Genomic DNA, 23,103 nt, shown 5'->3' on the forward strand with positions numbered 1-23,103 from the left:
TAGACCTACTACTCTGGAGGCGTGCGATTAGGTGTATTAGACGTCGGAAGTAATACCGTCCATCTTGTTGCGGTCGACGCCGCAACCGGTGGGCGGCCTTCGCCGATGAGCGATTGGAAGACCCCGCTGCGTCTGGTGGAACAGCTAGACAAGGACGGCAACATCCACGAGAAGGGCATGAAGAAGCTCATTTCCGCCGTGGGTGAGGCCGCTGAGCTGGGCCAGAAGCTGGGCTGTGATGAATTCATCGCCTTTGCTACCTCCGCCGTGCGCTCGGCCACGAACTCGGCCAAGGTCCTTGACGAAGTGGAAAAGCAAACCGGCGTGCGCCTAGAGATCCTGTCGGGCGAAGAGGAAGCGCGCTTGACCTTCCTGGCAGCGCGTCGCTGGTACGGCTGGTCCGCTGGCCGCATTACCAACCTCGATATTGGTGGTGGCTCGCTGGAGCTATCCACCGGTACCGACGAGCATCCGGAGATGGCCTTCTCCCTCGACCTGGGAGCTGGCCGCCTGACCCACAACTGGTTTGATACGGACCCGCCGGAGAAGTCCAAGGTGAACTTGCTGCGGGATTACATTGACGCGGAACTGGTCGGCGTGGCCGATAAAATGCGCGCACTGGGCCCCGCTGGTTTGGCCGTAGGAACTTCGAAAACCTTCCGCACGCTGGCTCGTTTGACCGGTGCCGCACCGTCATCGGCGGGTCCCTACGTCAAGCGCACCCTCACTGCACCGGGTCTGCGCCAGCTGATTTCCTTCATCTCTCGTATGACTGCAGCTGACAGGGCAGACCTTGAGGGTGTAAGTTCTACCCGATCGCATCAGATCGTCGCCGGCGCGCTTGTTGCCGAGGCGAGCATGCGTGCCCTGGGAATCGAAAAGTTGGAGATCTGCCCCTGGGCTCTCCGAGAAGGTGTCATTTTGCGCCGTACCGATAAGGGACTGGAATAGGAAAGAAACGTGGCTGACAAGAAACAGTTGACAGTTGCGGAGCTGCTGGCCCGTAACGCGAAGAACCGACCCGGCGAGGAGAAGACCCCGCGCCGCCGTCGTCGCAGCCTTGATGAAGGCGGCATCTCGGTTGCGGAGCTGACCGGCAATCTTGAGAAAGTCAAGGCAACTCCGGCCGAGGCAAAACACTCCAGCGTCTCCATCGATGAAACGGCCCCGGTCATTCCCGCGCCGAAAAAGGAGCAGAAGGAACAGCCTAAGCAGGAGACTCCTCAGCAGGAGGAATCCAAGAAGAAGGCTGACAAGCCTCAGGCTGCTGTCCCAGTAGAGAAGTCAGCTGAGCCGGAGACCAAGCGCTCCCAGCCCTCTGATGAGGACACGCGTGTTATCCAAAAGGTCAAGGACGAGCCTAAGGAGAAGGCTGAGGCAAAGAAGACTGAGGCTAAGGCCGAGTCGAAGGTCGAAGAAAAAACCGACGATAAGGTCGAAACAAAGGTCGCTGACAAGACCGCACCACAGGCTGCGGTAGCAACCGAGGATGACACCTTCACCACTGGGGAGCTCGAGGCAGTCGATCAGGACCGTGAAGAGTACGACGAAGACTACGACGACGAGGAGGAGGGCAAGCTCAACCCCTTCGCCGTCGTCCTGCTCGCCCTCGTGGGTATCGTGCTCGGTGCAATCGTATTCAAGGGCTTTGAAATTCTCTGGGACCGCTTCGACCGCCTAGTCGTCGTCGTGCTCGGCGTCGTCGTCACTGGCGTCATCGTCGGAATCGTCCACGCACTGCGCACCAGCCGCGATGGTTTGTCGATGTTCCTCGCAGCCGTCACTGGCCTCGTGCTTACCTTCGGCCCGCTGCTCGTTGTGATGTAATCACCTGTTCCACAAGACACTTTCTATAAGGCATCTGTCAGAAGGCATCTGTACCCCTGGAAAACGCCTTCTGACAGATGCCTTTTGCATGCGCGGGGTCAACCTGCGGGCAAAGCCTTGACCTGGTGGCCGCGTTCCAGCCTTTCTGGCACCCTGGGATGCATGACAAAAATTGCAGTACTTGGTGGAGGACAAATCGGCGAGGCCCTAGTTTCCGGGCTCGTGAATGCAGGCTACGAGGCCGCAGACATTGTGGTGACCAACCGCCGCTCCGAGCGCGGTGAGGAGCTGAAGAACGCTTACGGTGTGAGTGTTACCAGCGATAACGCCGCGGCGATCGACGGCGCCGACTACATCTTTGCGTGTGTGAAGCCCTATGCCATCGTCGAGCTTCTCGAGGGCCTCGACATTCCCAAGACAGCGGTGGTCGCCTCCATGGCGGCTGGTCTGACCCTCGACACACTTGAGAAGGCCGCCGGCGAGGACGTTCCCGTCGTCCGCGTCATGCCGAACACCCCCATGCTGGTGGGCAAGGGCATGTGCACCTGCGCGGGTGGTGCCCACGTCACGAAGGAGCAGCTCGACGGCGTGGTCAAGCTGCTGGAGGCCGTCGGTGAGGTCGCCGTCATCGAAGAAAAGCACATTGATGCCGCTACCGCCCTGGCGGGTTCTGCGCCTGCCTACTACTTCCTGGTCACCGAAGCGCTCATTGATGCCGGCGTCCAACTCGGCCTCACCCGCGACGTTGCCGAGAAGCTGGCCACCCGCACTGCACAGGGCGCGGGTGAAATGTTGGCTGAATCCGGTAAGGATCCGGTCGCTTTGCGCGCAGGGGTAACCTCCCCGGGGGGAACCACTGCCGCTGCCCTTCGCGAGCTTGAGGAGTCCGGACTTCGAGGAGCCTTTTTCCGCGCCGCTGAGGCATGTTCCCAGCGTGCGCAGGAACTTGCCTAGAGTTCTCCACCCCCTGGGAGCGATGTGACACCTGTTGTCATTCGGGCTTGATGGGGAACAACGGTGCGAAAGAGGAAAAAATTAGCTCTTGGGTCGCATTAGTCACAGGTTTCACGCTAAGCTGGCAGGAGCGCGTGCGTGATAGTCCTGTGGGAGGGGAAGCCTACAGCGCGTCACGTGCTGAAGGGTTAAATAAACTATGACGAATGAAGATAAGGGAACTTTCCTGACCATCGCCGAAGTTGCGGAGATCATGCGTGTCTCCAAGATGACGGTGTACAGGTTGGTTCATGCAGGTGACATGCCGGCAGTGCGCGTGGGACGCTCGTTCCGCGTTCACGAATCCGCCGTCAAGGAATACCTTGAGGCTTCCGTGTACGGAGCCTAGCGCGCACCTCTCTCTGACAGCGCCCACCACTGCGGACCCTCGCGGTCCACGGCGGTGGGCGCTGCCGTTAGTTTTGGTGCTGGGCAGGCCACTAGGTAAGATGGTGAACATTCGTTTCGGCACTGGTATGCCTGTGTCTCCCCGTTTCGCGGGGCCGCCTCGAGTGCACCGTGGGTGGTTTTATTCCAGGCGTTGCCGGCCGGGTTACGTACGTACTGATACCGAAAGTGAGGAAACCTGCTATGGGTTCTGTCATCAAGAAGCGCCGCAAGCGCATGTCCAAGAAGAAGCACCGCAAGATGCTGCGCCGCACCCGCGTTCAGCGCCGTAAGCTGGGCAAGTAAAGCTTCGCCTGCAAACTCCCCGCATGGTCCTTTTGGGATCGTGGCGGGGAGTTTCTGTTATCTTTTCTCCTTCCGTCATTTCAGATAACCGCGCCGTCGTTTCAGACGACGACACCGCTTAGAACGGAATATCTTCCTGCGGGGTGCTGGGGGTGCGGGGTTCCTCGGCAGCGGCTTGTGCTTCCTTAGCTTCCTGCTGGGCGCGCTCGCGGGTGGCTGAAATCTTTTGGGCTACCGTCTGGGCCCAACGCTTGTTCTTCTTTGCCAGCGGGCCAGTCGGCTCCGTCATGGCCCACGTTCCGTCCTCGTAGAGCCACACGATGTCCCCAGTATGCGGATCCATGATATAGTGCGTGCGCCCATCAGTCTTCATGTTGTGGTGGTGCTGGCACAAGCTGGCCAAGTTGCGCGGGTGTGTGGCACCGCCATCGGCGTAGTTAATGCGGTGGTCCATTTGGCACAGGTAGGCCGGCCGGTTGCATCCCGGAGCGCGGCAGGTGCCGTCCCGGCCCTCCACGTATTTGCGGATGAGCTCTGAACAAACGTAGCTGGCTGACTCCGGCGGCTGCGAGGAAAGGTCGCGCGTGCGTGTTGCGGGAATGTCCTGTGACGTCCAACCGTGCCCTTGGACGAAGGTGGGAGCGTTGTCGATATCGCTGGCTTGATAGGTGTGCAGAATGACGGTCGCGGGCGGAGAGATACTGCCGGCGATGAGCTTCTTCAGGGCATCGGCCTGTGAAAGGCCGTTCTCCTTTGCTGCCTGCTTGATGTAGCCATCCAGAATCATGCCCGTGGCGCTATCGGTATTGAGCTCGAGGATGCCGCGCTCGCCAGTATCGGTAAAAGTATATGAGTCCTTCTTCGGGGAATCGCGGAAGGAAAAGGACTTGTTGATGCTCTTGCAGATATCGCGCACCTTGTGCCCAATCTGCGCCGGGGTAGGAAAGACCTGGTTCGGTGAGGTAGGGGTGAAGAAGGTGGCAAGGGCGTCGTCGATAAGCGCGAGTGTTTCCGCAGGCAGCGCGCCCAGTTTGGTCAAGGTGCGGTCGATGGTGATGAGCGCTTTCATATCGAGCAAGAACTGACTGTCTTGCAGGGCCTTGACCTGCGGTAGCTCCGTGAGGCGGTGCACGGCTAGACAGCATTCACTAACGGTGTAGTCCCCGACGCCAAGCTTGGCGACGAGCCTCTGGCACGCGACCCCGAAATCCTCATCGAGGTCTGGCATGGCGGCTACCCACGAGCGGTAGTCTGCACGGCGAGCGGCGCTGCGCTCCACGGCGAGGGCGCAGTCAGGGTTCATATGGGAAAAGTAGGCGGTTTGGGTGGCGGTATTCACGGTATCCCCCGAGATTGACGTGTCGATGATATGTTCTAAACGCACTATAAAATATGCCCCGGACATCTATCTCTACCTGGCATTATTGGGATATCTGGGAGGGGGTTATGGAGCCTGTATTTGTCGCTATACACCGAGTGGGGAGTGCCATCCTTCTCACCCCACAGGAGCTCATCGCGTACGTAAAATAGCGAACTATGTTGCCTCGACTCCTCACTCTTAACAGCCTGGTTATTTCGCAGACCAAGTCCTTCATGCAGGATGAATTCCTGATCGCCGATGACGAGGGCGTGCCCGTCGGGACGATTCTGCAGTCGACGAGCCTGAAGGACATGTTCTTCAACGCCTCCCGCAGCCTTCAAGTTGCCTTCACGGATGAGCAGGGAAACCCGCAACAGCCGCTCATGGTGATCAAGGATCCGCCCAACTTCGTGCAGGATACCTATGAGGTGTATCTGCCGGGCGTCGAGAAGCCCATGGCGATCGTGACCAAGCGGTTTGCCATGTTCAAGACGCGCCTGAGCCTAGAAATGGAGGGCTTCCCGGAGATCGAGATTGAAGGCGATGTCTGGGATTGGAATATCACGATTACCAGCCAGGGGCAGCCGCTGGCAGAGGTGCGCAACGAGTGGGGAGGCGTGGGCAGGTTCCTAGCCGGTAAGAATACCTACCGCCTCAGCATCGCGCCGGGGCTGGACCCGCAGCAGCATGCAGGGTTGATTGGTGCGGTCATGTGCATGGACATGCTGCGCACTAAGGCTCAAAACAGCAGTTAGCGGCGCACGAAGCGCCAGCTGCCATAGGAGAAGAGCGCGGTGGCGAGTGCCGGGAGGCCGTAGGTGCGCACGGCCTTGCGTACCGAGCGGTAGTCGCGGATGAGCCAACCTTTTTCCTCGGCGATATCGCGCAACTTGGAGTCGGGATTAATGGCCACGGGGGTCCCCACCATGGAGAGCATCGGGACATCGTTGGCGCTGTCGGAGTAGGCAGTGCAACGCTCAAGGTCGAGGTTCTCCAAGGTGGCCAGCGCCGCCACGGCGTGCTTTTTACCTGGGCCGTGGAGGATATCGCCGACGAGGCGGCCGGTGAAGCGACCATCTTTCACCTCCGCCACGGTGCCGAGCGCGCCCGTGAAACCGAAGCGCTGCGCCAGAATCTGCGCCAGCTGCACGGGGGTGGCGGTGACCAGCCACACCTGCTGGCCGGCGTCGAGGTGCATCTGCGCCAGCTGCTTCGTGCCCGGGTAGGCCTTCCGGGCCATCGATTGGTCCACGATGCTCTCGCACAAGGCCACCATCTCATCTACCGAGCGACCCTTGACGAACTCGAGCGCCTGCACGCGCCCAGCGGCCACGTCGGCGGCATTCTCCGATCCGGAAATGCGGAACTTGAGCTGCTTCCAGGCAATGGGAAGGATCTCTGAGAGCTTGAAGTAGCGACGCCGCGCGAGGCCCAAGGCAAAGGACACGAGCGAGGACCCTTGGACCAAGGTGTTATCCACGTCGAAGAAGGCAGCAGCGCCGGCGTCTTGGGGGATGTCTGGGTCGGGCTCGGTTATGGAGCGCGACCCCGCCGATTCGAAGGAACCCTGGACGGAATCGATGCCGGAGGAGAAGGCGTCCAGGTCGATACCGAAGAGGTGCTCCACGGCGGCGGCTGCCGACGCCTCACCGGCTGCGCGCTGGTGCTCTTCGCCGAGCGGGGCGAAAGCCTGTTGCTCCAGGAAATTGCGCAAGTTTCCCCTGCTAGCGGTCCAATTGGCAAGGAACTCGCGGGGAGAATCGGGCATACCAGGAGGGAGCGGGAGGGGCACGCGTTCAGCTTTCATAGGGTGGGCGGACTAACGTGTCCATAGTAAACCGCGAAACGTTCTACGTCCTACCGAGGAGAGCTTTATGTCCCACGTCGTCGAACTGATGGTGCGTACCACGTGCGGCTCCTGCGCGCGCGTTCTGGAGCAGATTACCCCGGTGGTCCGTCACGCTGGGGCAGAGCTTAAAGTGTGCAACGTCGATGAGGATGCGGAGCTGGCCATGGAATACGGCGATCGCGTTCCTGTTGTGGTTATTGATGGAGAGGAATTCTCCTGCTGGGAAGTGGACAATGAGGAGCTAGCGCAGGCGCTGGCGGACTAGCTTTCTGTGGGCACTTCCGTGAGTTTCGGAAACGAGATGACAACTAGTAGTCTTTTGGATGATCTATGTCATCCAAAGGGATGATGCAAAACTGGAGGGTTGTGCATGAGTGTGCTCGTCGTGGGCATGTCGCATCAGTCGGCGCCGGTGGCGCTGCTGGAAAAGCTGAGCATGGACGAGACCGTGCAGAATGACACTTGCCGGGCCATGGTATCGGCGGGCTCGCTGAGCGAGGCGATGATTATCTCCACCTGCAACCGCCTCGAGGTATACACCGTCACCAACTCTTTCCACACCGGGGTCCAGGATGTCGTGCGCAACCTCGCTGACGTTTCCGGGGTGGAGGAGGAGAAGCTGCGCTCCTATCTCTATGTGCGCTATGCCGACGCCGCCGCTGAGCACCTCATGATGGTGGCCTCAGGCTTGGACTCGATGGTGGTAGGGGAGCAGCAGATCATCGGCCAGGTGCGCACCGCCTACCAGTTTGCTTCGGAGCAAGGAACCGTCGGCCCGCGCATCCATGCGCTGGCGCAGTCCGCGCTGCGCACCGGCAAGCGGGTGCATTCCGAAACCGAGATCGATGAGGCGGGCTCCTCCATGGTCTCCTTTGCTTTTGATCAGGCGCTGAGCCGCATGGGCAGGGAAGATCTCGCGGGCAAGCGCGTGCTCATCTTGGGCGCAGGCGCGATGGCCTCGCTCGCGGCAACGCACGCGGGGCGCCTGGGTGCGCAGCTAATTATCGCGAACCGCACCATTGCCCGTGCGGAGCGCGTGGCACAGCATGCCCATGAGGCGGGCGTGTACGCGGACGTTATCGACTTCTCGGAGCGCGCCCAGGCCTTGCGGGATGTGGATGTGGCAATTTCCGCCACGGGAGCCCAGGGTTTCACTATTACGGCGGCCGACGTCGAGCGCTATCACGTAGCCGACCGCGAGCTGATGCTCGTGGATCTCTCTCTGCCGCGCGATATTGATGACGCTGTGGCAGAGGTCGAGGGAGTCGATTTGGTCAACATCGAGAGGCTCAGCAACTCCCTGCAGGCAGCCGACACCGACCTGGCAGCCGGCACCAGCCCGCACACGCAGGCGCGGCGCATCGTCAGTGAAGAACTAGAAGCCTATGCTTCCGAGCAGCGCGTCCGCGACGTCGTCCCAGCCGTATCGGCACTGCGCAAGCGCGCAGCAAACCTGGTCCAGTGCGAGGTGGCGCGAATGGAGCAGAAGCACCCGGAGCTGGACGAGCGCCAGATGGGAGATATCAATCGCGCGCTCAAGCGTGTCGCGGATAAGCTGCTGCACGAGCCCACGGTTCGCGCGAAGCAGCTCGCGGCCAACTCTGGAACCGTGAGCCATGAGACCGCGCTGCAGGAACTCTTTGGACTCCAGCTGGAGGGCAGCGGCGTCGCCGTGGACGTGGCGGAGCTGCCGGACGCCGCGCAGATGGAAGCCGCGGAAAGCACTAAGGAAGAAAAGGACGCATAGATGTTGAAGATCGGTACCCGAGGATCCCTCCTGGCCACGACTCAGTCGGGCCACGTGCAGGAGTGGTTGCAGCAGGAAGGCTATGAGGCTGAGCTGCACATCGTTACCACGCAGGGTGACGTCAATATGGCTCCCGTGGAGCGCATCGGCGTGGGCGTGTTTACCCAGGCCCTGCGTGAGGCCGTCGACCGCGGCGAGTGCGAGATCGCAGTGCACTCTTTTAAGGACCTGCCCACGGCTGCCGACGAGCGCTTCGACCTCGTGGTTCCGCAGCGCCAGGACGTGCGCGAAGCACTTATTGCCCGCGATGGCCTGACCCTCAAGGACCTGCCGGAGGGTGCGCGCGTGGGCACGTCTGCCCCGCGCCGCATTAGCCAGCTGCGCGCGATGCGTCCGGACCTGGACATCCGTCCGCTGCGTGGCAATATCGATACCCGGATGGGCAAGGTCACCAGCGGCGAGCTCGACGCCGTCCTCTTGGCCTACGCCGGCCTCGTGCGCGCGGGTTACGCGGATCGCGCCACCGAGGTCTTCGATCCGGAGATCTTCATGCCCGCGCCCGCGCAGGGTGCCCTGGCCATCGAGGCGGTCAAGGGGACCGAGGCGGCGAAGGCCATCGCCCTGCTTGCCGACGCCCCCGCTACCGCCGCCACCCGCGCCGAGCGCACCGTACTTTCCCAACTGGAGGCCGGTTGCACCGCGCCGGTGGCCGCTACCTCCCACTGGGAGGGCGATCAGCTTGTCGTGCGCGGTGGGGTCTTCGCTCTCGACGGCTCCCGCCAGCTCATCGCTCAGGCTCAGGGAACAGCGGACGAGGCTGAAGAATTGGGGCGCGCGGTCTCCAAGGAGCTCTTCGCGCAGGGAGCTGCAGACCTACTGGCAGCGGAGTAATCGCACGTAGATTTTTGGTTTCGGGCCTTTTCCTTTAGTGTGTATCTAGCACACGATCATTGAGAGCAATGATTAAGGGCCCCTTAACTCGCGAGTGAGGGGCTTTCTTATCTCCATCCCGCGCCTGCCACGCTTCGGCGCCGGGGCACTCGGAACCCACAAACTAGAAAAGAACCTTATGAGCAATGCCGTGCCGGATACCCAGCCTGAGCTGGGTAAGTCTGATCTGGGCAAAGTCGTCTTCGTCGGTGCCGGCCCAGGTAATCCTGATCTGCTGACCGTCCGCGCCCGCGAGGTTCTGGAGACCACCGCTAACGTTGTCACCGACGCGGGGGTTTCGCAGGGCGTGCGCGACATGGTGGCGCAGCAGGTGCCGGTTCCGCAGGAGCTTCTCGACGCCGCCGAGGAAGAGTACGAGCGCATCTGCGCCGCGGCCAAGGAAGCGGGCGCGCGCCGCAAGCCGCCGCGCCCAGCACCGCCGACGGCGGCGTTCTTTGAGGAGGTCGAGGGGGACGTCGTCAAGCAACTGCGTAACGCGCTCGAGCGCGCCGAGGGCCACGACGTGATCCGCCTGGTTACCGGTAACCCGCTCAACCGCGAATCCATCAAGGCGGAGATTACCGCCGTGGCCAACGCAGGCATGGAATTCCAGGTGGTTCCGGGCATGTCTCTGCCTTCGACGGTTCCCTCCTTTGCGGGCATTGCTCTCGGTGCCACGTACACCGAGGCTGATATCACGCAAGGGGCGGACTGGGACGCGCTGGCCACCGCGACGCAGCCGCTGGTTTTGCAGGCCACGGCGGATGACCTGCCGGTCATTTCCGCCGAGTTGGTGGAGCGCGGAATGCCCGCGGAGACGGAAGCATATGTCACCGTTCACGGCACCACGCGCCTGCAGCGCACCCACGAGACCACGCTGGGCACGCTGGGCAAACTTGATGCTGAGCTGCCGGGCGAGCTCGTGGTCACGCTGGGTCGCAGCTTTGATGATCGCTCGAAGTACTCCTGGTGGGAGAACCGTTCGCTCTATGGCTGGCGCGTGCTGGTGCCGCGCACGAAGGAGCAGGCCGCGGCGATGAGCGCCCGTCTGGCTGGTCACGGCGCTATCCCGCAGTCGGTGCCCACCATCTCCGTGGAACCGCCACGCAATCCGGCGCAGATGGATCGCGCCATCAAGGGTATCGTCGAAGGCCGCTACAAGTGGGTCGTGTTCACCTCCGTCAATGCGGTGAGCGCGGTGTGGAAGAAGATTGCGGAACTCGGCCTCGATGCCCGCGATTTCGCCGGCGTGCACCTCGCCGCGGTGGGGCAGAAGACCGCCGATGCGATTCGCTCTAAGGGCATGGTCCCGGAGCTGCTGCCGCCGGCAACGAAGCAGAACGCCGAGGGTCTCGTCGAGGTTTTCCCAAACTATGTTGAGGACATCGACGCGGTAGGTCGTGTGCTGCTGCCGCGCGCCGATATTGCAGGCGAGGCGCTGGTGACTGGCCTGCTGGACTTGGGCTGGGAAGTCGATGATGTCGTGGCCTACCGTACCGTTCGTGCGGCCCCGCCGGCCGCGGAGATCCGCGACATGATCAAGACTGGCGGTTTCGACGCCGTGGCCTTTACCTCGCCGTCGACGGTACGCAACCTCGTCGGCATTGCCGGCAAGCCGCATGCCCGCACCATCATCGCCTGCATCGGCCCCTCCACCAAGGCGGCGGCCGAGGAAGTGGGCCTGCGCGTGGACGTGGTCCCGGAGGTCGCGGACGTGCCGATGCTTGTCGACGCCCTCGCTGACCACGTCGCGGCCCTGCGCGCTGCCGGCAACCTTCCTGCTCCGCGCAAGAAGCGCCGCTCGCGCAAGAAGACGGCGTAGACCGCTTCTGGGCGGGCAGGAGAGGGGCGACTAGAGTCGAGAAGGTAGTTCAATTTTCTCGTAGCTCAAAGGAGAGTTTTTACTCATGAGCATTGCTCGCCGCCCCCGCCGCCTACGTCAGAACCCGGCTTTTAGGGATTTGGTTGCGGAAACCTCGCTGCGCCCCTCCGACCTCATCCTCCCGATGTTCGTGGTCGACGGTCTGAACGAACCCCGTGATATCCCCTCCATGCCGGGCGTGCAGCAGCACAGCCTGGATTCCCTCAAGCGTGCCGCGCACGAGGCCCTCGATGCGGGTGTGACCTGCGTTGACCTCTTCGGCGTGCCGCGCGAAGAGGATAAGGACGCGACCGGCTCCGTGGCCTGGGACCCGCAGGGCATCCTCAACGTGGCGATTGCGGAGCTGCGTCAGGAATTTGGCGATGACCTCATCGTCATGGCGGATACCTGCCTTGATGAGTTCACCTTCCACGGCCACTGCGGCGTGGTCGATGACCAGGGCCGCGTGCTCAACGATGAAACCGTGGAGCTCTACCAGGACATGGCCCGCTCCCAGGCCCGCGCCGGTGCTCACATGGTCAGCCCCTCCGGCATGATGGATGGCCAGATTGCCGCGATCCGCGAGGCCCTCGATGAGGCCGGCCACGAGGATGTTGCGATCATGGCCTACTCGGCCAAGTACGCTTCGGCCTTCTTCGGCCCCTTCCGCGATGCCGTGGGCTCCTCCCTAGAGGGGGACCGCCGCACCTACCAGCAGGACCCGCGCAACTTCCGCGAGTCCATGCTGGAGGTGGACCTGGACATCGAGGAAGGCGCGGACATCGTCATGGTGAAGCCTGGCCTGCCGTACCTCGATGTGCTGGCCGGTGCCGTCGAGCGTTCCTCCGTGCCGGTAGCTGTTTACCAGGTCTCCGGTGAGTACGCGATGATTCAGGCCGCTTCCCAGAACGGGTGGATTGACGGCGAGGCCGTTATGCTGGAGTCCTTGACCGCGTTCAAGCGCGCGGGTGCGGATCAGATCCTGACCTATTTCGCCACGGACGCCGCCCGCTTGCTCAAGTAAAAGGAGAATCGTGACGTTCAGCCCGAACACTACGCCGTCGGCACAAAAGCCGACGGGGCAGAATAAGGAGCCGGATAAGGAGCACGCCAAGCGCACCGAAGCCGTCTCCCTCATGCTCAAGGTGTGGACCGTTGCCCTGGTGCTCGAGGTGGTGCACTTGGTCTTAAGCATCGTGCTCACCTTGCTGAACCGCGATGAGCTCTTTGCTCAGGCCCGCAAGACCGCGGAGTCTGCGGCGGAGAAGTCCGGGCAGGACGTCAGCGATGCCTTCGTGCAGCTCGTGGGTTATGGCTCGGTGGCGTTCAGCTCGCTGATTTCACTCGCCATCGTCGTGCTGCTGGGCATCATGCTGGGCTTTATCCACAAGAACTCCAAGGCAGCCGGTACTGGCCGGCGCCTGTGGTTCGCCTTCTCCCTCTACTTTGGCCTCCGCGTGCTCATCGTCTTCATCAGCAGCCCCGCCGGGGCGAGCGCGCCGGATTGGCTCTTCTTACTCGATGGTGCCGTGCAGATCCTCGTCGGCGTGGCGGCCGTGATGGGCTTGATGTTCTCCACCAAGGAAGAGGTGCTCGAGTACACCGGCGAGATGGAGCAGCTGCGCCAGATGCGCAAGGAGATGGAGGAGCAGCGCCGCCAGGAAAACCTGGAGGAGCGCGAGAAGAAGAATAAAGATAATAAAGAGAAGGACAGGGAGAAAGAGGACGGCAAGGACGGCAAGCGATGAGCGAGCGCCCCGGTCCCGCGGACTATAACCGCCGCCCACGCCGCCCTAAGAAGCAGGGTGAGCAAGACTTTTCCACCTGGCCTTCGCAGCTGCGCATTGCCTACTGGGTCTGCGTGATTGCCGCAATTGTCATGCTCACCGCCGGAATGGTGGGGATCTTTGGTTCCTATACATCGGTGACGAACACCCAGCTCAGCCCGGAGCAGGTGGACTATATCCGCTTCAACACGCGTTTTGCGGCCATCTCCAACGTGGTGGGTGCCGTCATCATCGCGGCCTGCTCCGCGCAGCTGGCAAGCGGCTCAGTATGGGCGCGCCGCATCATCACCGCGGTGTCTGCCTACACCATGTTCGTCAGCATTGCGGCGCTGATCGCGGGCGTGGGCGGGCTGCTCTTGCTGCTTATCCCGATGGCGCTCATGGTGGCCATCTACTTCCTCTTTCACCCGGATTCAACGGCTTTCATCAAGGCCCGTCGCGCCCAAAACTCCTGATTGGCGCCTACTCCAACTTTTGATTCATAATGGACGGTATGTCTCGACTGTCTGATGCGCCGCTAATTGCTGCCGCTACTGGCCACACGCCCTCCCGCCCGCCCGTCTGGTTCATGCGCCAGGCGGGGCGCTCTTTGCCGGAGTACCGCAAGGTGCGCGAGGGAATCAGCATGCTGGATTCCTGTTTCATGCCGGAGCTCCTCGCGGAGATCACCCTGCAGCCGGTGCGCCGCCACGATGTCGACGGCGCCATCTTGTTCAGCGATATCGTCGTCCCGCTCAAAGCCGCGGGCGTTGGCGTGGAGATCGTCCCCGGCCGCGGCCCCGTCATGGATGCACCCGTGCGCACCACGGAGGACGTGGACAACCTGCCTATCCTCGACGTGGATGTGCCCGAGGTCCGCCAAGGCATTGAGATCATTCTGAGCGAGCTCACCGACAAGCAGGCCCTCATCGGCTTCGTCGGCGCACCCTTCACCTTGGCCAGCTACCTCATTGAGGGCGGCCCCTCGAAGAACCACGAGCGTACCAAGGCGCTCATGCATTCCGATCCGGAGACCTGGCACCAGCTCATGGAGCGCCTGACCCCGACGATCATTTCTTTCTTGGAGCTCCAGCTGGATGCCGGCATCGACGCCATGCAGCTCTTCGATTCCTGGGCGGGTTACCTCAATGAGCGCGATTACCGCGAGTTCGTGCTGCCTTATTCGGAGCAGATCCTTAAGGTCGCAGAAGGCCGCGTGCCGCGCATTCACTTCGGCGTGGGGACTGGCGAGCTGCTCGGCGCGATGTCGGAGGCCGGTTCTGAGGTCATGGGCGTGGACTACCGCGTGAGCATGGATGCCGCCGCGGCCCGCGTCAACGCGGACATTCTCCAGGGCAACCTCGACCCAGCCCTGCTGTTCGCCGGCGAGGATGCGGTGCGCAAGGAAGTACGCGCCATCAAGGCAGAAATAGATGCCGCCCGCGCGGCAGGCAACCTGCGTGGACACATCTGGAACCTTGGCCACGGCGTGCTGCCGACCACGGAGGCGGAGGCCATTACCCGTGCCGTCGCCATCATCCACGAGGAGGGCTAAATGAAGATCGCGATCATCGGTGCGGGCCTCGCGGGCCTCACCGCGGCATGGGAAATCAAGCAGAACACTGAGGGCTCCCACGACATCTTCGTCTTTGAAGCAGCGGATCGCATCGGCGGCAAGCTGCACACCGTGGCCTTCAACGGCGGTCCGACGGACATGGGCGCGGAGGCCTTCATCCGCCGCCGCCAGGACGCCGTGGACTTCTTCACGGAGCTCGGCCTGCAGGATTCCTTTGTGGAGCCCAATCCGGAGTTGCGCCCGCGCGTGTACACCGGCGGCGAGCTGCACTTCCTGCCGCAGGGCGGGGTCATGGGTATTCCTTCCGAGCCGCAGGACTTCTTCTCCGAGGCGACCAACGAGCGCATCACCAACGAGCAGCCCTTCGAGTGGGAGATCGGCGGGGATGTCTCTGTGGGTCAGCTCGTTCGCCAGCAGTACGGCGATGACGTGGTGGACCACGTGGTCTCCGCGCTGCTCGGCGGTGTGTACTCCTGTACGGCCGACGACCTAGGCCTGCGCGCCACGGTTCCGCACCTGGCGGCCACGCTGGACACACTGGCGAAGGACGGCCCCGTCACGCTGTCGGCCGCAATCAAGCAGATCGAGTCCGGCCGCAGCCCGGCCGAAGGCTCCGTCTTTGGAACCTTCAAGGGCGGCTACGCCGAGCTTTACGAGGCCCTGGCTGACAAGTCCGGTGCGCAGATCCACCTGGACACCTTCGTCTCCGGCGTGACGCGCAAGGGCGATGCCTTCGAGGTCAAGGGCGCGCCGGGGGATATCGGTCCCTTCGATCGCGTGTTCTTTGCCACCCCAGCTCCCACAACCGCGCGCCTGCTCAAGGCCGTGGCCCCGGAGGCCGCCCAGGAACTAGCCACCGTCCAGCTGGCTTCTTCCGTGGTCGTCGGCTTCAACTTCGCCTCCGCCACGGACCCGGAAGGCAACTCCCTTCCGGAGGCCACCGGTATCCTCGTTGCCTCCGACGAGCCAGACGTGCGCGCCAAGGCTTTCACGCTCTCCTCTAATAAGTGGCCGCACCTGAACGAGCGCGAGGGCTTCCTCGTGCGCGCCTCCTTCGGCCGCTTCGGCGATGATGCCCTCGTGCGCGCGGAGGAGGATGACCTGGTGGACTACGCCCTCGATGACCTGCAGAAGATCACAGGCTTCGACGGCCGCGCCGCTGGCGTGGAGGAGATCTACACGCAGCGCTGGTTCGGCGGCATCCCCCGCTATGATGAAAAGCACCTGGCCACCGTTGCCGCTGTCCGCGCCAAGCTTGCCGACGTCCCCGGTATCGCCACCGCCGGCGCCTGGGCTGATGGAGTCGGCGTGCCCGCCGTCATCGCGGGTGCCCGCGCTGCCGCGCAAGCACTCGTCAGCTAGCTCGCTGTCGGCGCCTGCCTTTTGGCGCCTCGCAAAAGGCGCCCCGCAAAAGGCGTCTGATAAAAGGCATCTTTGGGTCTAAAAACTCCATTTGTCAAGCATAAAAGGCGTTTTTGGCCGTGAAAACGCCTTATGACTGATGCCTTTTGTCAGATGCCTTTTAGGCAGAGGCGATACGGGAAGTTGACGCTAGCTAGTAGTGGTATCTGCACCCAGCAATCTCGATGGTCGCGCCCTTAATGCGATAGATCAGTCGGTGCTCTTCGGTAATTCGCCGAGACCAGAACCCGGCCAACTCGAACTTGAGTGGTTCGGGCTTTCCTATCCCTTCATTGCCGTTTCGTGCAATGTCTTTAATGAGGCTATTGATTCTCTTGAGGATCTTCTTGTTGTGAGCTTGCCACCAGAGGTAGTCCTCCCATGCTTCCTCTGTCCACGAAAGAATCATGAAGCTTAATCTTCCTCAACGAGCTCGTGCTCCGTTGCTTCCCCGGCGTTGAGACTCTCGATGGAGTCAAGCAGGCGCTGGGCATTGCGAGGGGAACGCAGAAGGTATGCGGTTTCGCGAAGAGAGTTGTAGTCATCTAAGGAAACGATGACTGCAGACTCATGACCATTGCGAGTGATGATGACTTCCTCACGGTCATCAACGACCGACTGTAGGACCTCGGCGTATCTTGCTCGCGATTCCGAGTAAGACATGGTTTTCATAAGCTATCTCCCTTCTTGTACAAGAAACTGTACAACGAAAAGGGGATGAGCGCTAGAGAGGTTTCAGTTTATGAGGCCACGTGAACAGTGCGCGTTAGGTTTAGCCGCTCGCATACGTGCTCGTCGTGGCTGACCAGGATGAATGCCCCGCGGTAGCTCGTGAGCACCTCAATCAGCCAGTCGGTGGTGGGGATATCGAGGTTGTTTGTCGGTTCGTCGAGAAGCAGGAAGCGCGGTGCCGGATCGCTGAGCAAGACGCGAGCGATTTCGACGCGGAAGCGCTCGCCACCAGAAAGCTGGCCCACGGGCTGGTGGATCTTGTCGTTGATAAAGAGCATCTGGGCCAGCTGGTCGCGCAGGAACTGCGGGTCCGCGCCGGGGTTGGCCTCCCGCACGATGTCGAACACCGATTTCTCCGCGGGCAAGACGATGCGTTGGCGGATGTACCCGCAGGGCAGCGCGTACTCGACGTCTCCGCGGGCGATGCGGTTGAGGAAGGTGGTCTTGCCGCTGCCGTTTGGCCCGGCGAGGCGAACACGCTCGGGGCCAGTAATACTCAGCAGATCGCTGACCAGCACGCGGGTGCCCGCGGGCAGCTCAGTGCCGGGGAGATCGATGTGGACCTGGGTGTCGTCGCGAAGCGCGCGCTGCGCCTTGTCGTGCGCCGACTGGGCGGCAGCGACTGCATCGTTGGCCTGTTGAGAACGCCCAGCGGCCGAGCGCTCGGAACGGTTCTTGTCTAAGCCCATGGCCATGCCGGGTTTGCGCTTCGAGGCGGCGAAGTTCTTGCCGCGACGGGCATCGCGTGCGATGCGGGTCTGCATGGCGGCGCGCTCGCGGATCTGTTTGCGGTGTTCGGCCTTGGTCTCCCTGACCTTGGCCTGCGCGGAATCCTGCTCAGCATCAATCGCTGCGCGGTAGGAGGAGTAGTTTCCCTCGAACTCGCGAAGTGTTCCGTGGTAGAGTTCCGCGATGCTTTCCGCGTGCTCGAGGAGCTCGCGGTCGTGTGAGACGACGAGAACCGGCATCGGCGCGGTGCGAATGAGCTCGAGTAGGCGCTGGCGCGATTCGGAGTCCAGGTTGTTGGTGGGCTCGTCGAGGATCAGGAAATCCGGTTTGCGGAAGAAGGCGGCGGTCAGCGCCACAGTCACGGCTTCACCACCCGACAATGTGCCGATAGTGCGATCCAGCGGGAAGGGGATACCCGCAGCGTCGAGAGCTGCTTCAATACGCTCTGCTAAGTCCCACTGCTCACCAACAGCGGCAGCGAGCTCTTCCGAGTAGTCGCCAGCCTCAATGCGGGCAATGGCACTGAGGATCTCTGTTGCGCCAAAGACTTCGGCGATGGTGTCAGACGTATGGAGACCTAAATCCTGGTCGACATAGAGGACTGAGCCCGCGGATACCGTTCCCGAAGTCGGGGCAATGAGACCAGCAAGTACCTTGGCTAGCGTTGATTTTCCGGAACCATTCGCCCCAACTAAGCCCGTGAAGTGGGAAGAAAACGTTCCGGTGAGATCCGTGAAACAAGGGGTGCCGTCGGGCCAGATGACGGTGAGATGAGAAAAAGAAATAGGCAAGAAGAAATCCACCTTCGAGTAAGTCGCGTAAAAGAGTGACGTCGAATTAGGAAAAAATCTTCATGTCCGAAAGACTAGCCCCGGCTAATACCCCAGCGCAAGGGCCGCCACGCCAAGGCCGAGAGTGCCGCGGGCAATGTAGTGCAGCACCTCGGGGGAGAAAGAGACGCCGAAGCCGCCGCTGTCCAGCATGGACATGCTGTCTACCTGTGCCGGGCGGGAACGCTTAAACGACGCCCAGCTAAGGCCCGCAACAATGAGCGCCACTGCGATGGCGGAGAGCTTCCACACCAAGAGGAGGACACCGGCACCAACGAGTGCCGTGCCCACAGAAGCGATAAGGGGAAGGCCCCAGTCTGGCCATGCATCGTCGCTGACGCGGCCGAAGGAGGCGGCGCGCCCAACCGCCGCGCCGACGATGCTCCACGCGGACATGAATCCGACGATAGCCAGCGCCCCGAGCTGTGGGGCGAACCCCAATGTCAAGCCGAGGGCCGCGAGCGCACCGACGCCGATGTACCACCGTCGTCCCAGACGACGGAAGAAGAGACCCGTCAACGTGGAGGGCGCATGGGCGCGACGAGGAATCCAGGCGGACTGGCTCGCAATGGCATCGGAGGTGACCTCCGAATCAAGCAGGCCAAGGCCAGATCCACCGACCAGGCGCGTGCGCCCAGCGCTGAGAAGCGAAGCCAGCGTGAACGAGCGCCCCCCCACGACGAAACGCAGGGCTGGGACTGCCAGCGCGAACCACGGGGATAGCCCGGTGGACACGCAGATGCCGAGCCCCAACACCCCGAAGCTGATCAGCTGCGCCCACGTGATCCAGTCCGTGCCGCGGAGCCTGCCGCGCGGGCGATCAACGTACACCCAACGTTCCCGGGATAGCGCCCGTAGGGGATAAAGAGTCTCGGCGAACACGATGAGAGCGAGCAGTCCCACGATGCCGGCAATAGGAGCGACACCAGTCAGCGTGATTCGCGCCGGGATGATAGGCAGGACTGCGCCGACTTCTTGCCAGACTGTATAACCGAAGCCGAAGACGATGCCGGCGAGGATGAGATACCAAATGCCATCACCTAGCCGGGATAGCGTGCGCATCACAGCTGCACCCCCTCGTCGCAGGCTTGGGTGATGGTGTCGGAATGTGAGGCCACGACGATGCAGCGATTCTCCTCGTCGGCTAGGTAGCGCAATTCGCTTGCGAGGAACTCGGTCCAGGTGGCGTCGAGGTGGCGCTCGGGCTCGTCGATAAGCAAAGCACGCGCCGGCTGGTACAGCTGGGCAGCCAGAAACACGCGCTGGCGCTGGCCCGAGGACAGGCGCGAGGCAGGGTGTGGAAGGAGAGGCTCAAGCGCCCAGAGCTCGCAGAGCTTGGCGACGTCCACCCCTGCCGCCTTTCCTATCACGTCCAGGTGCTCGCCCACGGTGAGGTCGGGGAGAAAAACCGGCTCGGCTACCGTAATCACAGCACCCGGCTGCTCCTTCGTGCCGACGGGACGGCCGTCGCACTCCACTGAGCCTTCGAGAGGCGCAAGCTCACCGCCGAGCGTGGCAAGTAACGTGGATTTACCTGAACCGTTGGGCCCAGCGAGGCCATAGATGCGGCCTGGGGCGAAGTCCTTCTCAAGGTGTCCAAGGGGCGTGGAATGCCCGTAATCGGCGTCGATGGAAAGCATTGCTGGGCGGCGAGCTCCTTACACTGGGCGGCTAGACAATAGCTAAAACTTATTGATGAAGTTTAGCAAAATACACGCCCTGAACGTTGTTCTTGAGATGGGAAGCGCCCTTGGGATTGGTGTTGTGAGCTGCTAAAATGAGAGAAAATGTAGTTGAAAACTCGGGAGGATAGCAATGTCGGAGCCTGTTCAAATTGAAAGCAGTAGTAGCGACCGTGATCCGTTAGCGTTGAGCGATGCTGCGTTGCGTCTAGCAGGCCACGATGTGACTGATGAGTACGTGCGCCAGCTGGGCCGCGAGGTGGCTGCAGGGACATTATCTGCCGACGAAGCAATCGCTCGTGTTCGGCGAGCTTCGCTGAAGTAGAGCGCGGGGAGAAACATGAGCGGGGGCTGGGAGAGCTATTTCATTCCAGGGACCAAGGTTCTGAAGAATCGCTTGGGGTTAGATGACGCAGAAGAACTACGGATCTTGGAAGAAAAGTTTGTATTTCTTCGGATAGCCGAGTTGGACTCGGCACCTGTGGAAGGTGCTTTTGACTACGCGCATTTCAAGGCCATACATCGACGTCTGTTTCAAGATGTCTACGAATGGGCGGGCGAAGAGCGGACTGCCCCTACAGGTCAGTTCATGATTAAGGCTGGGCATGCCTACTATCCGGCGGGGCCGGAAATGACGAAGGCAGCAGAGAAGCTGTTTGCGGGGCTGGCGAAGGATGACTTTCTGCGTGGCCTAGAGATTGATGAGTTTGTGGCCAAGCTGGCGGAGCTGTGGGGCGAGCTCAATGTGGTTCACAGCTTTAGAGAAGGCAATACCCGAACGCAGACGGTGTTCTTTGACTCGCTGGCTACGGCGGCAGGATACCAACTCGATGTGGAGCGGCTAGCGAGTGATAGCCGCGTGCGCGCGGAGTTTATTGCAGCGCGCTTTCACAGCCAGGACACGGGGGATAACGCGCAGCTGGAGGAGGTGCTGCGCGGGCTCGTCGTAAAGCGGGGCGTCTAAACGCTCGGGCCTAGCCCTTGTTGCGGAAGACGAAGATAGAGGAGAAGTCCTGGTCGCCGTGGCCCATGGCCTGCTGCTCCTCAAAGCGCTCGATGGCGGCGGCCACCGCAGGAAGTGGCTTGTTGGCGGTCATTTCCATGAGCTTGGCGTCTTTGCACAGGGCATCCACGGTGAAGTCACCCGGAGTGGTATTGCGCTCGCCGGTGATGAACGGGCCCTTCATGTTCTTCATGAAGGCCAAGCCGGTGATGTCGAGCATCTCGAGGATGACTTCGGAATCGAGGCCCTCGGACTCGCCGAGGTGGAGTGCCTCCAGCACGCCCTCCGCGGTAACGGCGAGGGCTAGGTTGGCCAGGAGCTTGCCAATCGCCGCGGTGGTGGCGGACTCCACACCGATGAGCTTGTTCTCGTCAGCCCAGGACTCGGCAATGGTCATGGCGAGCTCACGGCGGTCGTCGTCAGGCGTGCCTACATAGACGCCGAGCTTGCCCTCGCGCGCCGGGCCCAGCGAACCGACGACGGGCGCGTGGACATAAGAGTCGACCGCGGCGGCGAATTCGCGGGCGGCATCGGGGGAGACGGTCGTGGTATCGATCCAGGTCACGTCCTCTGGGATGAGCTTGGTCTCGATGATCTGCTCACGGATGTCATCGGGGCCAAAGAGCGAGGTAATGATGACCTCTGCGCCTTCTACGGCGGCGGTGGGGGAATCGGCGAGGGTAGCGCCGGACTCAACCAGCGGTTGCGCGCGCTCAGCGGTGCGGTTCCAAACGGTGAGCTCATGGTTTTTGAGGAGGTGTCGGGCGAGCTCAGTGCCCATGCGGCCAGTACCAAGGAATGCAATCTTCATGCCGCCCAGTGTGCCATTATTGTGGGCAGGCTCGCTGCGATTCATGCGAGCCCCGGACGAGGGAGCCGTACCCGGTGACGCGACAAGACGGCCAGAAAGGGCTGGCCATGTCGTGGTGCGTGTTGATTTTCTCCGGCGCCTTCGAGGCCGTGTGGGCGGCGGCGCTGGATAAGTCGGAGGGCTTCAGCCGGCTGTGGCCCTCGGTGGTCTTTTTCGTTGCCTGCGCCATTTCGATGGGCGGGTTGGGCTGGGCCATGAAGTCCATCCCCGTGGGCACCGCTTACGCGGTGTGGGCCGGCGTGGGCGCGGTGGTCACCGTCATTTACTCCTTCGCCGCCGGGCACGAGGCGGCAACCGTGTGGAAGGTGCTGTTCCTCGCCATGATCATTGGTGGGATTGTGGGGCTGAAGGTGGTGCACTAGGGCGCGTCGTCGTTTGAAACGACGACGAAGAAGAATCATTATATCGGTGGGTGGACGCCTGTGTACTTGCGTAGTAGGCTTCTGGATATCAAGCCGCAAGGCAAATAGGCTCTGGCCCCAGCATCGCTGGGGCCATCTTTTATTTCGCCGGGAATTGCTTTAGCGCTTCAGGGATCCACCGTTCCGAGCGCATCCAGACACCCATTTTGGGATTTATGGCCTTAGCTAGCTCGATAGAGAATTGATGGGTTTTCTCTAGTTTGGGTATGTCTTTTATGAGAGGGCGACGGTGCGTCGCTCGGTTGCGCATGTCTTTTACCAGCATTGCGTACTGCTGGAATTCAACTCGGTTTAGTTTGTGAACATGTGGTTCGAGAGCCTCATTCCAGAGAACCACTCGTGGGTTTTTGTTTCCGGCGTGAGGCTTAGGTAGTAGGTGAACCCAAATACCGAAGGTCAAACCAGCAACATAATCATCGTGACTCGGTGGGCTGAAGGCGCTATCGCAATGCGCTAGGTCCGCAAGCCGACTGCGGCCTTCCGGTAGCGCAAGTTGAGTCAGCGGCGCTTCTGGGTGCTCCAACCAGTTTGGTGAGCCATTTCTCGGAGGTGAGGAGTTCCACTCTCTAAATCTTGAATCGATAAAGTTACGCAAGAGAACCGAAACTTCACCAGTTGTTCTGTCAACAACAGATGCCATGAAACCATTCCAAACGTAAAGATAAGCTGCGAGTATATCGATGTCGGTATCGGTGCCTCCGTGTTGTTTAGCCAAGTGGAGGTAGGTGTTTCGGCGAGGCACCGGCAATGCGCTAAGTATGGTCTCTGCTTCAGAATGACCTAGATCTTGCTGTATGAGTTTCATGAGTGCCTCTTGATAGTGGAAGTACC

At 61.6% G+C, this 23,103-nt stretch carries 26 protein-coding genes and 1 riboswitch; of the genes, 17 read left to right on the forward strand and 9 right to left on the reverse strand.

Annotation, left to right across the window (positions count from 1 at the left end):
• Positions 1 to 21: 21 nt before the first annotated feature.
• The 5 genes from HMPREF3009_RS08875 to HMPREF3009_RS13100 all read left to right on the forward strand — a co-directional run bounded on the left by HMPREF3009_RS08875 (position 22) and on the right by HMPREF3009_RS13100 (position 3,513).
• Positions 22 to 951 (forward strand): Ppx/GppA family phosphatase, encoded by a 930-nt coding sequence (locus HMPREF3009_RS08875; protein ID WP_083312729.1) that lies wholly within the window; start codon positions 22 to 24, stop codon positions 949 to 951.
• 9 nt (positions 952 to 960) lie between these two features.
• The gene (locus HMPREF3009_RS08880; protein WP_070681428.1) at positions 961 to 1,827 is read left to right on the forward strand and encodes a hypothetical protein; all 867 of its coding nucleotides are present in this window, start codon (positions 961 to 963) and stop codon (positions 1,825 to 1,827) included.
• Between the two features lie 162 nt (positions 1,828 to 1,989).
• Positions 1,990 to 2,781 carry a pyrroline-5-carboxylate reductase gene (proC, locus tag HMPREF3009_RS08885; protein ID WP_070681431.1) on the forward strand — a complete coding sequence of 264 codons (792 nt, stop codon included), beginning with the start codon at positions 1,990 to 1,992 and terminating at the stop codon, positions 2,779 to 2,781.
• Between the two features lie 199 nt (positions 2,782 to 2,980).
• Positions 2,981 to 3,169, forward strand: a complete 189-nt coding sequence (locus HMPREF3009_RS08890; protein ID WP_010189818.1) for a helix-turn-helix domain-containing protein — start codon at positions 2,981 to 2,983, stop codon at positions 3,167 to 3,169.
• 242 nt (positions 3,170 to 3,411) lie between these two features.
• Positions 3,412 to 3,513, forward strand: a complete 102-nt coding sequence (locus tag HMPREF3009_RS13100) for a 30S ribosomal protein bS22 (protein WP_003855542.1) — start codon at positions 3,412 to 3,414, stop codon at positions 3,511 to 3,513.
• 118 nt (positions 3,514 to 3,631) lie between these two features.
• Here the strand turns inward: HMPREF3009_RS13100 and HMPREF3009_RS08895 are convergent, their stop codons facing one another.
• Complete coding sequence (locus HMPREF3009_RS08895) at positions 3,632 to 4,897, reverse strand: HNH endonuclease signature motif containing protein (protein ID WP_232761050.1); 1,266 nt, start codon at positions 4,895 to 4,897, stop codon at positions 3,632 to 3,634.
• 152 nt (positions 4,898 to 5,049) lie between these two features.
• On the opposite strand from HMPREF3009_RS08895, the gene HMPREF3009_RS08900 reads away from it, so the two are divergent.
• Positions 5,050 to 5,628, forward strand: coding sequence for an LURP-one-related/scramblase family protein (locus HMPREF3009_RS08900; protein ID WP_070681434.1), 579 nt, complete (start codon positions 5,050 to 5,052; stop codon positions 5,626 to 5,628).
• On the opposite strand, the gene HMPREF3009_RS08905 is transcribed toward HMPREF3009_RS08900, so the two are convergent.
• A complete protein-coding gene (locus tag HMPREF3009_RS08905) occupies positions 5,625 to 6,641 on the reverse strand; it encodes an HAD-IB family hydrolase (protein WP_046647811.1) in 1,017 nt (338 codons plus the stop codon). The two genes, HMPREF3009_RS08900 and HMPREF3009_RS08905, sit on opposite strands and share 4 nt — an antisense overlap.
• Positions 6,642 to 6,747: 106 nt before the next feature.
• Between HMPREF3009_RS08905 and HMPREF3009_RS08910 the strand changes: the two genes are divergently transcribed.
• From HMPREF3009_RS08910 to HMPREF3009_RS08950, 9 genes are all read left to right on the forward strand, one after another.
• Positions 6,748 to 6,987, forward strand: a complete 240-nt coding sequence (locus tag HMPREF3009_RS08910) for a glutaredoxin family protein (protein ID WP_070513456.1) — start codon at positions 6,748 to 6,750, stop codon at positions 6,985 to 6,987.
• A gap of 105 nt (positions 6,988 to 7,092) precedes the next feature.
• Positions 7,093 to 8,469 (forward strand): glutamyl-tRNA reductase, encoded by a 1,377-nt coding sequence (locus HMPREF3009_RS08915; RefSeq protein ID WP_070681437.1) that lies wholly within the window; start codon positions 7,093 to 7,095, stop codon positions 8,467 to 8,469.
• Positions 8,470 to 9,360: a hydroxymethylbilane synthase gene (hemC, locus tag HMPREF3009_RS08920; RefSeq protein WP_070681441.1), complete on the forward strand. Its 891-nt coding sequence runs from the start codon at positions 8,470 to 8,472 to the stop codon at positions 9,358 to 9,360.
• A gap of 178 nt (positions 9,361 to 9,538) precedes the next feature.
• Positions 9,539 to 11,221: a bifunctional uroporphyrinogen-III C-methyltransferase/uroporphyrinogen-III synthase gene (locus tag HMPREF3009_RS08925; protein ID WP_070681442.1), complete on the forward strand. Its 1,683-nt coding sequence runs from the start codon at positions 9,539 to 9,541 to the stop codon at positions 11,219 to 11,221.
• Between the two features lie 85 nt (positions 11,222 to 11,306).
• Complete coding sequence (hemB, locus tag HMPREF3009_RS08930; RefSeq protein ID WP_070681443.1) at positions 11,307 to 12,284, forward strand: porphobilinogen synthase; 978 nt, start codon at positions 11,307 to 11,309, stop codon at positions 12,282 to 12,284.
• 10 nt (positions 12,285 to 12,294) lie between these two features.
• Positions 12,295 to 13,008 (forward strand): hypothetical protein, encoded by a 714-nt coding sequence (locus HMPREF3009_RS08935; RefSeq protein ID WP_070681446.1) that lies wholly within the window; start codon positions 12,295 to 12,297, stop codon positions 13,006 to 13,008.
• Positions 13,005 to 13,502, forward strand: a complete 498-nt coding sequence (locus tag HMPREF3009_RS08940) for a hypothetical protein (protein WP_046647804.1) — start codon at positions 13,005 to 13,007, stop codon at positions 13,500 to 13,502. The genes HMPREF3009_RS08935 and HMPREF3009_RS08940 overlap by 4 nt, the downstream gene beginning before the upstream one ends.
• Positions 13,503 to 13,540: 38 nt before the next feature.
• Complete coding sequence (hemE, locus tag HMPREF3009_RS08945) at positions 13,541 to 14,581, forward strand: uroporphyrinogen decarboxylase (RefSeq protein ID WP_049154861.1); 1,041 nt, start codon at positions 13,541 to 13,543, stop codon at positions 14,579 to 14,581.
• Positions 14,582 to 15,964: a protoporphyrinogen oxidase gene (locus tag HMPREF3009_RS08950; RefSeq protein WP_070513448.1), complete on the forward strand. Its 1,383-nt coding sequence runs from the start codon at positions 14,582 to 14,584 to the stop codon at positions 15,962 to 15,964. It begins immediately after the preceding gene.
• 193 nt (positions 15,965 to 16,157) lie between these two features.
• Here the strand turns inward: HMPREF3009_RS08950 and HMPREF3009_RS08955 are convergent, their stop codons facing one another.
• The 5 genes from HMPREF3009_RS08955 to HMPREF3009_RS08975 form a co-directional block, all read right to left on the reverse strand.
• Positions 16,158 to 16,412, reverse strand: a complete 255-nt coding sequence (locus HMPREF3009_RS08955; RefSeq protein ID WP_046647801.1) for a Txe/YoeB family addiction module toxin — start codon at positions 16,410 to 16,412, stop codon at positions 16,158 to 16,160.
• 5 nt (positions 16,413 to 16,417) lie between these two features.
• On the reverse strand, positions 16,418 to 16,675 hold the full coding sequence (locus HMPREF3009_RS08960) for a type II toxin-antitoxin system Phd/YefM family antitoxin (RefSeq protein WP_046647800.1): 258 nt from the start codon (positions 16,673 to 16,675) through the stop codon (positions 16,418 to 16,420).
• A 68-nt stretch (positions 16,676 to 16,743) separates the two neighbouring features.
• On the reverse strand, positions 16,744 to 18,255 hold the full coding sequence (locus HMPREF3009_RS08965; RefSeq protein WP_070681449.1) for an ABC-F family ATP-binding cassette domain-containing protein: 1,512 nt from the start codon (positions 18,253 to 18,255) through the stop codon (positions 16,744 to 16,746).
• Between the two features lie 84 nt (positions 18,256 to 18,339).
• The gene (locus tag HMPREF3009_RS08970) at positions 18,340 to 19,356 is read right to left on the reverse strand and encodes an ABC transporter permease (RefSeq protein WP_070681452.1); all 1,017 of its coding nucleotides are present in this window, start codon (positions 19,354 to 19,356) and stop codon (positions 18,340 to 18,342) included.
• Complete coding sequence (locus HMPREF3009_RS08975) at positions 19,356 to 19,934, reverse strand: ABC transporter ATP-binding protein (RefSeq protein WP_070681455.1); 579 nt, start codon at positions 19,932 to 19,934, stop codon at positions 19,356 to 19,358. Before HMPREF3009_RS08975 ends, HMPREF3009_RS08970 begins: the two co-directional genes overlap by 1 nt.
• A gap of 382 nt (positions 19,935 to 20,316) precedes the next feature.
• On the opposite strand from HMPREF3009_RS08975, the gene HMPREF3009_RS08980 reads away from it, so the two are divergent.
• Complete coding sequence (locus tag HMPREF3009_RS08980; RefSeq protein WP_070681463.1) at positions 20,317 to 20,940, forward strand: Fic/DOC family protein; 624 nt, start codon at positions 20,317 to 20,319, stop codon at positions 20,938 to 20,940.
• 10 nt (positions 20,941 to 20,950) lie between these two features.
• On the opposite strand, the gene HMPREF3009_RS08985 is transcribed toward HMPREF3009_RS08980, so the two are convergent.
• Positions 20,951 to 21,790 (reverse strand): NAD(P)-dependent oxidoreductase, encoded by an 840-nt coding sequence (locus HMPREF3009_RS08985; RefSeq protein WP_070681466.1) that lies wholly within the window; start codon positions 21,788 to 21,790, stop codon positions 20,951 to 20,953.
• 25 nt (positions 21,791 to 21,815) lie between these two features.
• Positions 21,816 to 21,886, forward strand: a riboswitch (guanidine-III (ykkC-III) riboswitch).
• An 11-nt stretch (positions 21,887 to 21,897) separates the two neighbouring features.
• On the opposite strand from HMPREF3009_RS08985, the gene HMPREF3009_RS08990 reads away from it, so the two are divergent.
• A complete protein-coding gene (locus HMPREF3009_RS08990; protein ID WP_070516496.1) occupies positions 21,898 to 22,212 on the forward strand; it encodes a DMT family transporter in 315 nt (104 codons plus the stop codon).
• A 139-nt stretch (positions 22,213 to 22,351) separates the two neighbouring features.
• On the opposite strand, the gene HMPREF3009_RS08995 is transcribed toward HMPREF3009_RS08990, so the two are convergent.
• Positions 22,352 to 23,077 carry a hypothetical protein gene (locus HMPREF3009_RS08995; protein ID WP_232761052.1) on the reverse strand — a complete coding sequence of 242 codons (726 nt, stop codon included), beginning with the start codon at positions 23,075 to 23,077 and terminating at the stop codon, positions 22,352 to 22,354.
• Positions 23,078 to 23,103: the final 26 nt, after the last annotated feature.

The organism is Corynebacterium sp. HMSC034H07 (assembly GCF_001815175.1).
GTDB classification, from domain to species: Bacteria; Actinomycetota; Actinomycetes; order Mycobacteriales; family Mycobacteriaceae; genus Corynebacterium; species Corynebacterium hiratae.